This is a genomic window from Exiguobacterium sp. BG5(2022), from assembly GCF_031844365.1.
Classification (GTDB): domain Bacteria; phylum Bacillota; class Bacilli; order Exiguobacteriales; family Exiguobacteriaceae; genus Exiguobacterium; species Exiguobacterium profundum.
The window spans coordinates 1-13,048 of record NZ_JAUZVB010000010.1 but is presented as its reverse complement, the minus strand read 5'-3'; the positions used below and the strand labels follow the sequence as shown (position 1 = coordinate 13,048).

At 38.2% G+C, this 13,048-nt stretch carries 18 protein-coding genes; 1 reads left to right on the top strand and 17 read right to left on the bottom strand.

Annotation, left to right across the window (positions count from 1 at the left end; all coding sequences use genetic code 11):
- Nucleotides 1-20 precede the first annotated feature (20 nt).
- The 7 genes from Q9R25_RS14840 to dcm all read right to left on the bottom strand — a co-directional run bounded on the left by Q9R25_RS14840 (nucleotide 21) and on the right by dcm (nucleotide 7,707).
- On the bottom strand, nucleotides 21-779 hold the full coding sequence (locus Q9R25_RS14840) for a restriction endonuclease (RefSeq protein ID WP_311283384.1): 759 nt from the start codon (nucleotides 777-779) through the stop codon (nucleotides 21-23).
- A gap of 126 nt (nucleotides 780-905) precedes the next feature.
- Entirely contained in the window at nucleotides 906-2,447 is a 1,542-nt protein-coding gene (locus Q9R25_RS14835; protein WP_311283383.1) for a primase C-terminal domain-containing protein, read from the bottom strand.
- Between the two features lie 545 nt (nucleotides 2,448-2,992).
- Nucleotides 2,993-3,487, bottom strand: a complete 495-nt coding sequence (locus tag Q9R25_RS14830; RefSeq protein WP_311283382.1) for a hypothetical protein — start codon at nucleotides 3,485-3,487, stop codon at nucleotides 2,993-2,995.
- Between the two features lie 930 nt (nucleotides 3,488-4,417).
- Nucleotides 4,418-5,248 carry a hypothetical protein gene (locus Q9R25_RS14825; protein WP_311283381.1) on the bottom strand — a complete coding sequence of 277 codons (831 nt, stop codon included), beginning with the start codon at nucleotides 5,246-5,248 and terminating at the stop codon, nucleotides 4,418-4,420.
- Nucleotides 5,241-5,807, bottom strand: a complete 567-nt coding sequence (locus Q9R25_RS14820; RefSeq protein WP_311283380.1) for a recombinase family protein — start codon at nucleotides 5,805-5,807, stop codon at nucleotides 5,241-5,243. The genes Q9R25_RS14825 and Q9R25_RS14820 overlap by 8 nt, the downstream gene beginning before the upstream one ends.
- Nucleotides 5,808-6,144: 337 nt before the next feature.
- Nucleotides 6,145-6,411 (bottom strand): hypothetical protein, encoded by a 267-nt coding sequence (locus Q9R25_RS14815; RefSeq protein ID WP_311283379.1) that lies wholly within the window; start codon nucleotides 6,409-6,411, stop codon nucleotides 6,145-6,147.
- Nucleotides 6,412-6,663: 252 nt separating this feature from the next.
- Nucleotides 6,664-7,707, bottom strand: a complete 1,044-nt coding sequence (gene dcm / locus Q9R25_RS14810) for a DNA (cytosine-5-)-methyltransferase (protein ID WP_311283378.1) — start codon at nucleotides 7,705-7,707, stop codon at nucleotides 6,664-6,666.
- Between the two features lie 109 nt (nucleotides 7,708-7,816).
- Between dcm and Q9R25_RS14805 the strand changes: the two genes are divergently transcribed.
- Nucleotides 7,817-8,080 (top strand): hypothetical protein, encoded by a 264-nt coding sequence (locus Q9R25_RS14805; RefSeq protein ID WP_311283377.1) that lies wholly within the window; start codon nucleotides 7,817-7,819, stop codon nucleotides 8,078-8,080.
- A gap of 170 nt (nucleotides 8,081-8,250) precedes the next feature.
- Here Q9R25_RS14805 and Q9R25_RS14800 read toward each other — a convergent pair whose 3' ends face one another.
- The 10 genes from Q9R25_RS14800 to Q9R25_RS14755 all read right to left on the bottom strand — a co-directional run bounded on the left by Q9R25_RS14800 (nucleotide 8,251) and on the right by Q9R25_RS14755 (nucleotide 12,913).
- Nucleotides 8,251-8,667, bottom strand: a complete 417-nt coding sequence (locus tag Q9R25_RS14800; RefSeq protein WP_311283376.1) for a hypothetical protein — start codon at nucleotides 8,665-8,667, stop codon at nucleotides 8,251-8,253.
- A 35-nt stretch (nucleotides 8,668-8,702) separates the two neighbouring features.
- On the bottom strand, nucleotides 8,703-8,936 hold the full coding sequence (locus Q9R25_RS14795; protein ID WP_311283375.1) for a hypothetical protein: 234 nt from the start codon (nucleotides 8,934-8,936) through the stop codon (nucleotides 8,703-8,705).
- A gap of 102 nt (nucleotides 8,937-9,038) precedes the next feature.
- A complete protein-coding gene (locus tag Q9R25_RS14790) occupies nucleotides 9,039-9,461 on the bottom strand; it encodes a hypothetical protein (protein ID WP_311283374.1) in 423 nt (140 codons plus the stop codon).
- 17 nt (nucleotides 9,462-9,478) lie between these two features.
- On the bottom strand, nucleotides 9,479-9,781 hold the full coding sequence (locus tag Q9R25_RS14785) for a hypothetical protein (RefSeq protein ID WP_311283373.1): 303 nt from the start codon (nucleotides 9,779-9,781) through the stop codon (nucleotides 9,479-9,481).
- 190 nt (nucleotides 9,782-9,971) lie between these two features.
- The gene (locus Q9R25_RS14780) at nucleotides 9,972-10,325 is read right to left on the bottom strand and encodes a hypothetical protein (RefSeq protein ID WP_311283372.1); all 354 of its coding nucleotides are present in this window, start codon (nucleotides 10,323-10,325) and stop codon (nucleotides 9,972-9,974) included.
- 27 nt (nucleotides 10,326-10,352) lie between these two features.
- A complete protein-coding gene (locus tag Q9R25_RS14775) occupies nucleotides 10,353-10,619 on the bottom strand; it encodes a hypothetical protein (RefSeq protein WP_311283371.1) in 267 nt (88 codons plus the stop codon).
- 30 nt (nucleotides 10,620-10,649) lie between these two features.
- Nucleotides 10,650-10,829, bottom strand: a complete 180-nt coding sequence (locus Q9R25_RS14770; RefSeq protein ID WP_311283370.1) for a hypothetical protein — start codon at nucleotides 10,827-10,829, stop codon at nucleotides 10,650-10,652.
- A 109-nt stretch (nucleotides 10,830-10,938) separates the two neighbouring features.
- Nucleotides 10,939-11,406, bottom strand: a complete 468-nt coding sequence (locus Q9R25_RS14765) for a hypothetical protein (protein ID WP_311283369.1) — start codon at nucleotides 11,404-11,406, stop codon at nucleotides 10,939-10,941.
- A gap of 379 nt (nucleotides 11,407-11,785) precedes the next feature.
- Nucleotides 11,786-12,142, bottom strand: coding sequence for a DUF1140 family protein (locus Q9R25_RS14760; RefSeq protein ID WP_311283368.1), 357 nt, complete (start codon nucleotides 12,140-12,142; stop codon nucleotides 11,786-11,788).
- A gap of 234 nt (nucleotides 12,143-12,376) precedes the next feature.
- A complete protein-coding gene (locus Q9R25_RS14755) occupies nucleotides 12,377-12,913 on the bottom strand; it encodes a hypothetical protein (RefSeq protein ID WP_311283367.1) in 537 nt (178 codons plus the stop codon).
- Nucleotides 12,914-13,048 lie beyond the last annotated feature (135 nt).

The following is a 13,048-nucleotide window of genomic DNA, read 5'->3' as shown; positions in this document are numbered from 1 at the left end:
AAAAACGGGTCTTACAGGCTTCAAATCTTCTCTGTATGCTTACAGTTCGGGAAACGACTACATCCATAAAATGAGCCTTTATTTGACTGTCTCAACTTTAGTGGCTGACCACATTTCGGACATTCACGAGTCTCTTTCTTAGCATCATCTTTATACCGTTCTATCGATTCTTCTGACTTTCCGTGATTGACGAAGGACTCTAATTCATCACGTCCAATCAGTCGTACATTTACCTTCTGACCAACCAATTTTGCGCTCTTGGTGAACCGACTATTCGTTACCACCCATGCTTCTTCACAATCGAAATAGTGCTGTGCTGTGAAGACTTCTTGAATCGCTTGAATCCCAACGTTAGAACCATATCGTTTCGCTTGGACGACAATCTTTTTTCCATCTTTCGATAAGATCAAGTCAGCCCCAAAATCATTGGTCGTCTGTGTCGTTGATGCTTTATATCCTCTTTGTTCGAATAACCATTTCAGGTATCTTTCGAACCCAATCCCGTCCATCTTATCGATTTGATACAAGCTAGAGTTTTGATAATCTTTAGTATGTTGTGTTCTCTTTATCGAACGAATTAAATATGGAACACCTAAGACGATTAAGCTAAGTCCAATCCCCATCAGAAGAGTCGATAGACTAGGGAATTTCCCTGATAGTATGTTGTCTAACTCCCTGTAAAGAATGAACATTCCACCTATCAATAAGGCGATCTGAACACTCAACAATTCATTGTGTGCCTTTTTCTTTTTCTTTGAGTACCGATAATGCTTTTTCATTTTCTTCACTCCTATTCATCTAAGTATCTATGTCTGAATCACCACAACAAATATGAATCCACGCAAGATAGATAAAGGGATAACTTCGTTATCAAAAGACCCTGCTAAGTATTTCAAGTACCATATCTATTCTAGGAACGTGGATAATATCTCTAGGTACTGGTCATGGACGGGCAGAGTACGGGTACTAACCTTTATAGGCAATTGACACATTTTTTTCGGAGTGCGTTTCGACTTCGAAACGTATTGTTCTTGGTGCTTTTCAGCGAACGTCGCTGCACGATAGACAAGGCTCGTGAGAAGCATCGACTTGACCTGTTTCGCACGTCTGATAGTGTTGATTAAATCCTGTGTGCGGTAGACGAGATACCCTGCTCCACGTCCTTTGAGGGCGTTCCCGTTCGCATCCTTCTTCTTGCGTACAACAAACCCGTTAGAAGCGTTGTGAACGGCTTCTAACGCCCGTGTGATGCTCTTGTGTTTCTTCACTTCCCCGAACAACTCATTTGCTAATTGACGTGACGTGACTTCAAGGGGCATAGCTTCTCCCTCCCCATCGGGCAACACTTTTTCGAAGTGTGATTGGAAAGAACTCGTCAAGTCGTCTGCAAGTTCATGCTTGTGGTCGTATTTACGTTGTTCACGGGTCTTCTTATGCTTGTACCAACCCTTTGTGACGACAGAGAACCCTGTAATGTCCTCAATCATCTTCTTGTCGAACCAGTAACCCCCAACGTCATATGACGAACGGACAGTCCGAATGACTTCTCCTTGCTTTTGTGGTGTCGAAAGAGCGTTGTTCCATTCTAAAATCTCTTGCAAAGCATCTTCGAACGGAATTTCATCCTTACAGTTGGCACTAGCCAATTGTAGGATGATTGAGTTACGATTCCCGACTTCCCCATACTTCTTCAATTCGTTGTACCATGCTTGTTTTGTGTACATTGATTTGCCTGTACGGAAGCGATCTACACGGAACTGGCTGTGCCATTCTTTTGCTTCTTCGCAATTCCACACGTTCGATGGTTCAAAGTACATAATTGTTTCTTCTCTCGGGAATCTAGCCCATCCGAACACTTCTTTCCCTGTGTCGATTGGAAGGACGTTCATTTCCTTTTTAAGACGGTTTGCAATGTCTTTCGCATAGTTGATGCCCTTTTCTCCGTACCACGCTTCTTCGAAGCGTACAAAGAACTGTACACCCTTCGGAGTCGATAAAATCAAGAAAGGAAGGAAGTCGAAGCCCATATATTCGAATGCAAAAAGAATCTGCTGTACGCTCATTTTTTGGTCAATGTCGAAGCAAATTGTCTGTACTCGTCTTAGGTTATTTGTCGATATGTATGAATGGTGGTCGGCTCGTGCATATATGTTCGGAGTCCAGTGAGACACACCGCCAAAAGATGATTCGTGATAGTGTAATACACCACCGATCGAGCGAGCAATGTCCTGCCCGATTTCTTGTTCTTCCCCGATGTATTTCTTGTCATATGCGACACGGACTGCCCCTTGCGTTTTGAGTTCAAAATCACATTTTTGTTTGATAGAAATCGGAATATCATTTGCATAAGATTCGTATAAACCGAAGCCGTCTCCGATGATATGTCGAACCACTTTTTCTTCAAGACTCGTATGTACTCGGTGAACCGTTTTGAGTGCGTTTTCCATTGATATACCACCTTTCTTGAAATGTATTTGGAACGAAAAAAGAGGTTTGCCATGCTCGGTAATCGAGCGTGGCAAACCCCAAAGTCAGACTAATCTTACATTCATACCATGAAAATAAATTAAAAATTTCACGATAATTAATCGAATTTTAATCCATTTTCCTAGTTAGAATGTTTGCAAACCATATGAAATGTGGTAACTTATATATATCAAAGAACTATCGCCAAAGATAAAAGGCGTGTGTTCCTGACAATAAGTGTAGCTTACACTCATATGATCTGAAGATTAGTGGTGCTTTTCGAAACACTTTTTGAATTTTCCCCGTCCCGCCAAGAATGAGGAATTCATCTAGTGTATGGTTGCCACTTTTCTTCTTTTTTTTATGCACTTTTTTAAGTGCCTGATAAGAAGGTACTATATTATATTTTCTCAAACTAATTCTAAAGTCATTTTCTAGTGATTATATTACACTAATTTTAGGGAAATTGCTTTAATATTTTGGTGAATGAATTGCACAAAATTACATTACCATGATATAGAAAAAACTATTCCCGTTTTCGAAACGGGCTATTTTTTTCTTCCTCGATGAATTTTTCCACCGTTTCTTCCGACCAAAAGTTCTGTTCATCAATGATTAAATCAGGTGGTGGAATAATTTTTCCCGACTGTACATATCTCCAAAAATAAGTCGGTTTATCAATTGTCGTGTTAGGGATCGCTTCAACCAACCTTTCAAAAAACGTTCGTTGTTTAACGTATTTGGATGGTTCGAACGTCTCGTTCCCATCCAGTTTCCCCGATGGAGTCAAAGCATAATCAAGAATATCTAAATATAGTCGTAAAGACTTTGCATTCAGTTTATTATAAGCATCCGTGTGATTGAGCAAGGTTTTCTTTTGACCCTTCGGCTCGTTCATGAAAAGAGCGAGTTGATAAAAAACTAATTCTTCCTCATTACTAAGAATGACGGAAGACGGGTCTTCAATGCGTTTCTTCACATTCGGAAAGTTATGATAAATCAATTCTAATCCACGATTCACATAACCACTCCTTCACTATTTAGTTTATACTAAGATTATAGCACACACCAATAATTTATGACATATATTTAAGTAAAAAATTACTAAACGGCTGCGTTACATGGTATAATGTATATAGGTAGAAATATAGCAAAATCATACTAAAGTGAGGTGTAGAAATTGATGAAAATAATTTTTTCCATAATCAAACGGTTTATCTTCTATCCGTTTGTGGTTGGTGGCTCGATGTATATGTTTGTTTTCGGTGATCCGATTAACCAAAATGATTCTTTTAAGGTTTCGTTCTTCGAAAACTTGTACCAAACCACTGTTCCACTCGGATTCGATATAATTCCCGATCAATTCTACACCTACCTTTCATTTTATTTCATCGGTTACTCTTACGGAGTGATCAGTAAATACTTTGGTGTACGAAAATTCAAACGTGGATTGATCCTTTCATTCCTCATTTTTTGTTCTAAGTTCGTTATCATTACCGTGATGCTTCCGATTGCACCATTTATTTTTATTGGGAATATCATTAAAGTTTTGATCGATCTAATCAAACTAAACAAAAAAAATAAACGAAATCGCTCATATTTACCACAACACCAAACTGTCGAAAGTGTCGAAAACGCACTTTGATTCAATATAAAAGCCCCGTTGATCTTTTACGATCAATAGGGCTTTTTGTTTGCATCCACTCTATAACAGTCCACCCTGTGTCTATACAAGTGAAAGGGCGGTGATAGTAATGACGTGCTACGAACGGACAACCTTAGCATTACAAGCGATACAAACCTTCTTCACGGCACTGTGTTTATTCACCCTATGAGCAAGTTCGAACTTGCCAACGGGTGAGTGATTGGTAGTGATTCACGACACGTCAGAGACGTGCTGCGGATTGGCCTGTCATCTTCGATGATCGAGCCAATCTGCAAAGTGAACTCACTATTCATTCAGCACTACCCCATGAAGCCCTGTGAGTGTATTCAAAAGATATACAAGCTTTAAGTAGTCTTCACTTTTCAATTCATCGTAATCATGACTACCATGAAGAATAGAGTTTCTATTTAATCGGCTCTTTCCCTTAGAATGAAACATATTATAGAATCCCTCTAAAGCTTTCATTTGAAAAAAACGTTCAATGTCTTCATGCTTTTCAGTTTCTCTGAAATAGTCACCTGCAATCTCTTTCACCTCATGTTTTTTTAATTGCTTTTTAGTCGGGCTTTCGTGCATAAACTTACCACCATTCCCTTGACTTTCCTTCCAATTCGAAACGAAATACTCAAGGATCGGGTACACCCCCATTATGGCTAAAGTGAAATCACCATTCATATACGCCTTATAAGTTTGGTTTAGAGTTGTTTTGTGCCTTTGCATATAATCGAGTTCATTTATTTTCGAAACCGTCTTCCCTATTGAATGTTCCATCCATTCAGAAACTTTCTGTTCATTCATGTATTCTTCGTATTCATCTATGTACAGATCACCGTAATAGTCCATATCGAGGTAGACTTCATTCTCTGACATAGAATGAGAAAAATCGATAATTTGTTTCTCGAATTGATTCAACCCTTCATAAAAAGCATGAATCGCTTCGAAGTCAATACTTTGTACCGCACTCTGTATTCCAGTCAGAACTGATTGAATATTTTTTATGGATTCTTCGCTCACAAGAACTTTTGAGATTTTATCATCCCAATATTTCAATCCTGCGGTAATGTTTTGAACAGCACTAGAAATACCTTCTGAATAATTCTGTTTTTCATCACTCACTCTTATCTACCTCAATTCTATCTTTATTGTATTTATGGAATGTTGACTTTTGAATTGGTAGCGTTCGACAAATATCCATCACACTAAACCCTGAATCATACATCATAAATGCTCGATCCAATACATCGGGGTCAATTTTTTTCCGTCCACCTACACGCCCTCTTTTCCTTGCCGATTCTAAACCGACTTTGGTACGTTCGATAATCATGTTCCGTTCGGTTTCTGCAAACATCGAAAAAATCGTAAACATGAGTTTTCCCGAATCAGTGGACGTGTCAATTCCATCATTCACGATATGGAGATGAATATCACGTTCCTTTAAATCTTCAACGAGATTAATCAACTGTCGCATTGTCCTACCTAACCGATCTAACTTCCAAACAACTAACTTGTCACCATTCCTCAAATATTCTAAGCACTTCTCAAATTCAGGTCGTTCTTGTGTAGCCCCTCGTTTTTCATAAAAAATCTTTTCACAACCAACTTCTTCTAACTTGTCGATCTGAAGATCGAGATTTTGATTTTTTGTCGAAACTCTCGCATAACCGATTTTTGCCATTTTGACCCTACCTCTCATAAATAGTCTATAAACTCATTATATCATTAAGAAAATAGACTTTGTTTTATAGACGAGAAAACGGAAAAAGGTGAAAACAAAAAAGTACCGAACTAAGCCATTTTGCAAAGTTCGATACTTGTCTCTATTTATGAGTCCATTAAACAATCGTTTTATAGACTTGTTAATCACTTATCAATAGTTCCTTTTGAAAACCCAAAATGCCCTACATTAAGAATTTCAACGGTATCGCCAATTTTCATTGATCTATCACTCATACCAATCTACTCCTTAATAACTCATATTTATTGATACTATTAGCCGTACGATTTTTTAGCCATTAAGCAAAATGAGCATCGAATCTGAAAGATTCCCCGCCCTCGTATTGAATTATCATTTTCCCATCCCCTAATGCCTTAACTCCCGTAACCTTGTCTAATGAGTACCTTTGTCTTTCCTTCAATGAATCGTACGACATGGCGTGCTTTGCATAAAACCTTATAAATTTATTATATTGAGCATCCGTTAATTCAGAAGCAAATTCAGGTCTTCTTCCTTTTTGTTCAGGTACTGTGATTTTTCCATGTTCAAATTTCATTTCAGACATTTCATTATTCCTCCTTATTGTTAGAGTCGTTAAGATAGTTCTTCGTCTTTTTGCTGACACTCTGTACAAACATACGCATTAGTATCGATGTAATTAGCTTTTATCACCTTGTGTTCAGTTTCTATACCACAAGTAACACAATTACGAAAAATAATGTCACCGACCTCATGTTTAGTCATTTAAAGAACCTCCGAATTTGTTTTAAGTACGTTGGCCTGATTATCTTTGATAATCGAGCCAACGTCTATTAAATTAGTAAGCAAGTTTTAATTGACCATTCATTTCTTCAAAATACGTTCGATTTCCTTGTTGACCGAAGATAAGTTGTTCGAACATCGATTCAAGGATCGGTACAGCTATACTGTTCCCTGCAAGAGCGTACAGTGTTGCGTTACGTTTTCCTTCCTTTGATGGAAAACGTTTGAGAACCGAATCAAAATCTTCATCATCAAATCCCATGAGTCTCCACACTTCACGTTCTGTCAGGTAGCGATATGCCGGTTCATCCTTGTGTCGAATGATTCCTGCATTCGGACAGCGATCTTGACGCTCGGTAATCGTCCAACAGTAATCTTCAATCACATTCAGTCTACGTTTATAAGTATCTGTCTTTTTGACAGGATTGAACTCTTCGATCTTATTCAACATGGAAGGAACGGCAATCTTATATTGTTCTCCAGTTACATTTTTCTCTAAGAAGTGGTCGATACTTTTCATTTTTCTTCTTCGCATTTTCGAAAAGTCGAAGCATCCTTCTAATGTCGATACACAAAAGACCCGATCTCTCTTTTGGGGAAGTCCGAAATCTCTAGCATCCAACACTTCAAAACTGTTCTGATAACCTAATTCAGTCATTTCATTCAAATAGTGATTGAATGCAGGAATTGTTTTCTTGTCGAGTACACCAACAACGTTTTCCCATACGACAACTTTTGGTTTCCACTCTCCCATACCTCGGATAATCTTAATTGTTTCGTGCATCAAAGAACTTCTCGTTCCACTCCCTGCCGAAGCACCCCGTTTCTTTAATTCAGGCTTCATATTACTACTGTACTGCGCCCTGCTGTTATCCTGACATGGTGAACCATGTACAAGTATATCAGGACAAAGATTCCACCCCACAACGGATTGTGGTTTATGCTTATGATCGTATAGTGCATTGTAAGCACGAACCCGATTCTCCTGAATTTCAACATAATCGATTGACTTGTGATTCACTCCCAAGTTAATAAGCGCCTTGCGTGGCGCACCAATCCCACCGAACAATTCAAGTATTTTTATTGTTTTTTGTTCCATTGCCAATTCAACCCCGTTCGATAAATTCGCTTGCTTTCTTTATATCATTATTATATCATATGTATATCATTAAAACCACACTTAGATGATGAAAAGGAGATTTATATTTATGGGAACTTTAAGATTCTTCACCGAAAATGAAAAATTCGTTATTCAACAAATCACGGAACTTAATCAAGAAACCAATCGATATGATACTGTCGAAGACATGACAGCAGCGATCATGACCCTGCCTGATTCAGTTATTCATGAATACATGGTCGAAGTTGAACGTGGAGTAGATATAGTGGGCGATGTTTTTAGAGCATTTGCGACTAGAGCAGGTATCTATCAGGACTCACCAAAGAAAGATAAAGAAAGCCCCCTGCATTGAGCAAGGGGCTTTCTTTATCGCATACATTAAAAATAATACATGATTCCTGCTACAATAATTGCAATAATAGCGATAGTGAACACCTGACTTAACGTAACTCCACTTCTCTGTTTCATAATTTCTCTCCTTCCTTTTTAATTTTATCAATCATATTTCCAACCCTCTCATTTTTAAATAAGTGTATTTACATCTAAGATCATGAATGTAAATAGATTACTGCTTGGAAAATGTTCACTGTTTAATTCGTTTATTATCTTTGTTGCGATGATATATTCGGCACAAATACTAATCAATTTATCATTTCTTGATAAGTATTCAGGAACACCATGAATCGTATCTGTCAGAAACCATACAGCTTCGTTTCGGAAGCATAATTCTTCTTTACCGTATGAATGATCTCCCTTTTGAAAAGCCCCTCTCGTCCAGTTTAGATGTAATGTCAGTAACGAAAGGGATAGTTTGGAAATCTCGTTCTCCGTCTTGTCATTAAGTCTTTTTTGGATGCCATCAATTTCAGAATCCATCAGTTTCATTTTTTCAAGAAAGTGCTGTCTCGTGATTTTTGCGGTTTTATTTTTCGTAAACAACTTCTCAACTCCTCTATTTCTTATTTTTGACTTAATCATTTATCTTCATACAGATTTTTAACTTGTCTTGATAAAGATACTAAAATCATATCTAGCATCTGATCCGTCAGTTCATTCCCATCTTTTAAAGTATTGAGGATGATTGCTTTTGTAGCATCAACATACTCTTGCTCTAATGCTAATTTCGCATCTTTTAGATTGCTTAACGCTTCTTTCACTTCATATTCTGCCTTTGTTAGATTGCTAAAATTACTTGTTTCCATTACCATCAACCACTCCCTTATGCAAATTTTACTTATAACATAATTATACAACTTGTATAACATAAAAGCAACACTGAACTGAAACTGCAATTAAAAAACCCTTCTAACTTATGCAGAAGAGTTTTCCGTATGGAGTGATAACGAAAGCCATTCATCTAGTCTTTCAGAAGCTAAGACCAATACCGTTTCATTCATCTGTTGATTTAACATTTGTTCAATCTCTTGCTTTAATTGATTTGAAAGCAAACGATAGGATTTTGTATGCCCTGTATAGACCCTTTCGGTAAGTTCTTCTGATTTCTCTCCTAAGATCGAAACAAGACTAACCGAAACTCTTTTTCGGATAGTTTTACTATGGTCACATCCTGAAACGACTTTGACCATTGCTCTGAATGTCACCCTGATAGAATTGCTCGTTCCATATTCTCTTTCGATTTGAATCAGCATTTTCGGTTCTTGGTCATACCCGACCATGCGATCCATATAGAACAATCGTTCAGGGAAAGGAACAATCTTCATGAATTTATACATCGCTAATTCTCCAATCTTCAATTCCAAATTACCTCGATCATATCGAAAAGACTTGTCGAGGATGCTCTAGCATCCTGTGAACGCTTAGAAGCGTTCTCGTGGACGTTCTGAATCAAGTCCTCATTACATGAGTATTCTAAGTCATTGCAGACGTTCCGATACTCGTTTACAGCTTCCAGTTCGCCTATATATGCTATCTGTTGCGTTTGCTCAACAACCTCACTGTCACTGTACACAATCGGGTAGATAACCCATCCAATTACGGACAAGGGAAGGGCGACCATGATAAAGACAATGATGTTGGTCATCGCTTTTTTCATCAGACACCCTTCCCTTCATGTTTGTATTAACTTCTACCCTTTATATCGGTTTACCCCATTCCATTTACACTTCTTCTCAATCCTTAAATATTTTCCATGTTGTTAGCGATCAACCGATCATTTTTTAAATCAGTGTGGCCTGAACGTTGAAAACGTTTGAGCCACACTGGTTAAGTTTGAATCACTTTATTTAGTCTTGATACGCAACGATGATGTATTCTCCGTCATCGCTTTGAAGTTCATCAATTTTTTGATGTACTGTTTTTGTATAATCTTCGTATTCACCAACCATGAGTAACGTTGCTTCTTCTTTGCTCACAATTTCTTTAAAATGATGCTTCAACACTCGATCAAATTCCGTATCGTAATCACCTTGTTTGTGAGCAAAGAGTTCCACCATGTCCGATCCGTCAAATGTTCTAAACTCAATTACTGTGTTCTCCACGCTAGAACGTTGGTTCACTAAGAACAGAATCCCTTTCGCAAACTCTTCCAAGTTTTCATGTCCTTTGAGTTGGTAACTATAAATCTTAGTTGCTTCCATATTAAAATCCCCTTTTGAGTTATTTGGTTAGATTGAATAGAGTGATAAGTATATCTGACGAACTTCTTCTTTTTCGATCACCATCACATTTTGTTCATCAATGATGCAGACAGCATACGGACTGAACACCACCACCCTTCCATCATCCTTAACATTCGCCCGAATTACATCCACCGCACCGTCCAAGCCGTCTATCACGGCTTGAACAGTTTCGATGACCAACAATCTATTCTTTAGTTGTCGGAACGCTTCAAACGTCTTTAAATCGGTTTCACGATAGATAATATGTTCCAAGCATTCATCAATCCTTTCTAGCGAGGTAATTTAACATTCCTGTTTGTATTGTAGCCCCACAAAACCGACTACACTCATTAAAATCATGGAGAAAGCAAAGAGCCAAGTTCCTGACATATGCTCGGTATTCTGTACGAGAAACGACCCCATGAGGACAACCAAAATCAACAAGACTTGCAATAGAAATACCGGTGCTGAAATGCGTTCCATAATATTTTTTCTCCCGTCTTTGATGACAGGATAACCGTTGGTACGCTATTCTTGTAGTGTCGAGTTACAAGAGCGTATGGCTATCTGCCATGCGTTTTTTTATTCAATATTATTCGTTAATTAATTCTTTTTTTCGCGTGATTTCCATTGTTTCTTTGAACTCACTTGCATAGGCTCCACTAGCACTCTTCATTTCATCCTCGGTCAAATAAACTGTCACGACCATTCTGCTCGGTGTTTCAAAGATCATACTTTCAAAATTCTCAACATATACCTCTTTCTCTAGGTACGATCTCGTTTCATCGTTCATAAAATAATCTATATCCTTCAAGTCAAACACTTCAATCTTCTCTTCTGTTTCGATGTATACAATTTTGCGATCATTCACCTTTTCGAACCATACCTTTTCAATTGAAGTAGAGTCGGTAGAATCTAATGACCAACTTTCATTCTTCTTATCATGTTCGCGTAACCAATTTACTCCTGTATTGAAAATCGAATTAAAGCCAACTACGGCTAAGATTACAATTACTAAAAGTAATATTGTCTTTGCAATACCGTGTTTTTCTTCATACATAAAAATCTTATCCCCCATCTTTGATGACAGGATAGCCATTAGTACGCTATACTTGTAGTGTCGAGTTACAAGAGCGTATGGCTATCTGCCATGCGTTTTTTTATTTTCAATTCAGAATGACCGTCTATAACCAATCACTAACACTTGCCCAATGACGATATAAAGGATAAGCGAGGGAATCAAGATGGTGTCACCCGATCCCCAAGCGATTGCAAATACTGCTGTCACTATGAGCAACCATTTATAGAGGGTCACTTTATCACCACGACCCTCTTTTTGTTTTTCAATTCTTCTCACCAAACACTCGACTAGCAAGATGTTCAGTAAGAAGATAAAACCCATATAAGCACTAAGCATTTATTCTTTCCTCTCCGTTTCTTCAAACACGGTCGAGAAGTTCACTAAGAGCGAACGGATACTTTTCAACGAACTTATAACGGTCTTGATGTAAGTTTTCCGTGAAGTTCGTCAATCTGTTGATGTGAACTAATTCATTCAGAAGTTTTTGATTCTCTTCATAGTAGAATGAAATTCCGGCAGTTGCTTTCCAGTGTCGCATCGATCTAACGCCAACTCCCGTTTCGGACTCTTTCAACTTTCGTTCTGTCGCCTTTTCTCGCTTCTTCTCGTTCGATTCAATTTTAGACATGATGTTCTTGACGATGATTGTCGCATACTTCCTTACAACGTCCTCTGTCTCGTTCTGAACTTCCGTGTGTGATAATACTGTTGTCATATTCAATCTTCCTTCCCATTGACGAGAAGCCGTTTCTTGCAATGTCGAGTCACAAGAGCGATGGCTAATCTATCATTTTTGATTTTTCACTTATGTACTTTCTTCGATCCCCCTCTCTCAACCTTATATCATAATTATATCATACATATATCATTTAAGCAATACACAATATATCATTAATATATCACTAAAAACTTTTTACGATTGAAAGGGTGGTTCGAACCACCCCATCAATCAAGCCCGTTCTGCAATGAGTCTGTTGGGCTTCCGAATATTGATGATATGTTGTGCATAGGCATATTCAAACGCTTTTTTATGGACGTAAGAATGGATTTCAAGCAATTGTTCGATTCTCCATCTTAATTCTAAATCGATTCCTTTCATTTGTTCCAACACCTCACGATATGTCAACTCTCCTTGATGACTCAATTCATCGAACGTGTGATTCGCTTCAAGAATTTGCTGTTCGGTTAAATTCATTCCTGTGCAAGTCAATCGATAGTGAATGTTCTCTGCTTCATGAAATGCCATGAACACCGCACCTTTGATGTAGTCGAGTTCTTCTTTGTCGGTGAAAGGCTCGCTGATCTTCCCGTAATGTTCATTCTCGAATTGGAACATGACATGATGTTCTCTTTCTTCGACAACGACTTTCCCATATACACCAGTGCGAACCGTTGCTTGCTGTGCCATCCCTTGAATCAGTTCCAATTGCTTCTGACGTGTCGAATAGCGTTTTCCTGTGATGGTTTGAAGTTCTTTGATTCTCATGTACTTGTTCCTCCTGTTTTTCCCTCGGGCGAAATCGCCCCGAAAGGGTGAATTTTTGCCGTTTTGACACGTTAGACGAACGTCCATCGCAAGGGAAACGTCAAGGGTTTCAGCAGTTCACTTTTTCGTTTCAAT

What these genes read in the sequence shown, in the direction of transcription:
- Q9R25_RS14820 (WP_311283380.1), bottom strand. Translation starts at nt 5,807, where the DNA reads ATGGCAAAAATCGGTTATGCGAGAGTTTCGACAAAAAATCAAAATCTC.
- Q9R25_RS14840 (WP_311283384.1), bottom strand. Translation starts at nt 779, where the DNA reads ATGAAAAAGCATTATCGGTACTCAAAGAAAAAGAAAAAGGCACACAAT.
- Q9R25_RS14770 (WP_311283370.1), bottom strand. Translation starts at nt 10,829, where the DNA reads ATGGAACGCATTTCAGCACCGGTATTTCTATTGCAAGTCTTGTTGATT.
- dcm (WP_311283378.1), bottom strand. Translation starts at nt 7,707, where the DNA reads ATGGAACAAAAAACAATAAAAATACTTGAATTGTTCGGTGGGATTGGT.
- Q9R25_RS14815 (WP_311283379.1), bottom strand. Translation starts at nt 6,411, where the DNA reads ATGTCTGAAATGAAATTTGAACATGGAAAAATCACAGTACCTGAACAA.
- Q9R25_RS14795 (WP_311283375.1), bottom strand. Translation starts at nt 8,936, where the DNA reads ATGGTAATGGAAACAAGTAATTTTAGCAATCTAACAAAGGCAGAATAT.
- Q9R25_RS14835 (WP_311283383.1), bottom strand. Translation starts at nt 2,447, where the DNA reads ATGGAAAACGCACTCAAAACGGTTCACCGAGTACATACGAGTCTTGAA.
- Q9R25_RS14790 (WP_311283374.1), bottom strand. Translation starts at nt 9,461, where the DNA reads ATGTATAAATTCATGAAGATTGTTCCTTTCCCTGAACGATTGTTCTAT.
- Q9R25_RS14765 (WP_311283369.1), bottom strand. Translation starts at nt 11,406, where the DNA reads ATGTATGAAGAAAAACACGGTATTGCAAAGACAATATTACTTTTAGTA.
- Q9R25_RS14780 (WP_311283372.1), bottom strand. Translation starts at nt 10,325, where the DNA reads ATGGAAGCAACTAAGATTTATAGTTACCAACTCAAAGGACATGAAAAC.
- Q9R25_RS14760 (WP_311283368.1), bottom strand. Translation starts at nt 12,142, where the DNA reads ATGACAACAGTATTATCACACACGGAAGTTCAGAACGAGACAGAGGAC.
- Q9R25_RS14805 (WP_311283377.1), top strand. Translation starts at nt 7,817, where the DNA reads ATGGGAACTTTAAGATTCTTCACCGAAAATGAAAAATTCGTTATTCAA.
- Q9R25_RS14755 (WP_311283367.1), bottom strand. Translation starts at nt 12,913, where the DNA reads ATGAGAATCAAAGAACTTCAAACCATCACAGGAAAACGCTATTCGACA.
- Q9R25_RS14785 (WP_311283373.1), bottom strand. Translation starts at nt 9,781, where the DNA reads ATGAAAAAAGCGATGACCAACATCATTGTCTTTATCATGGTCGCCCTT.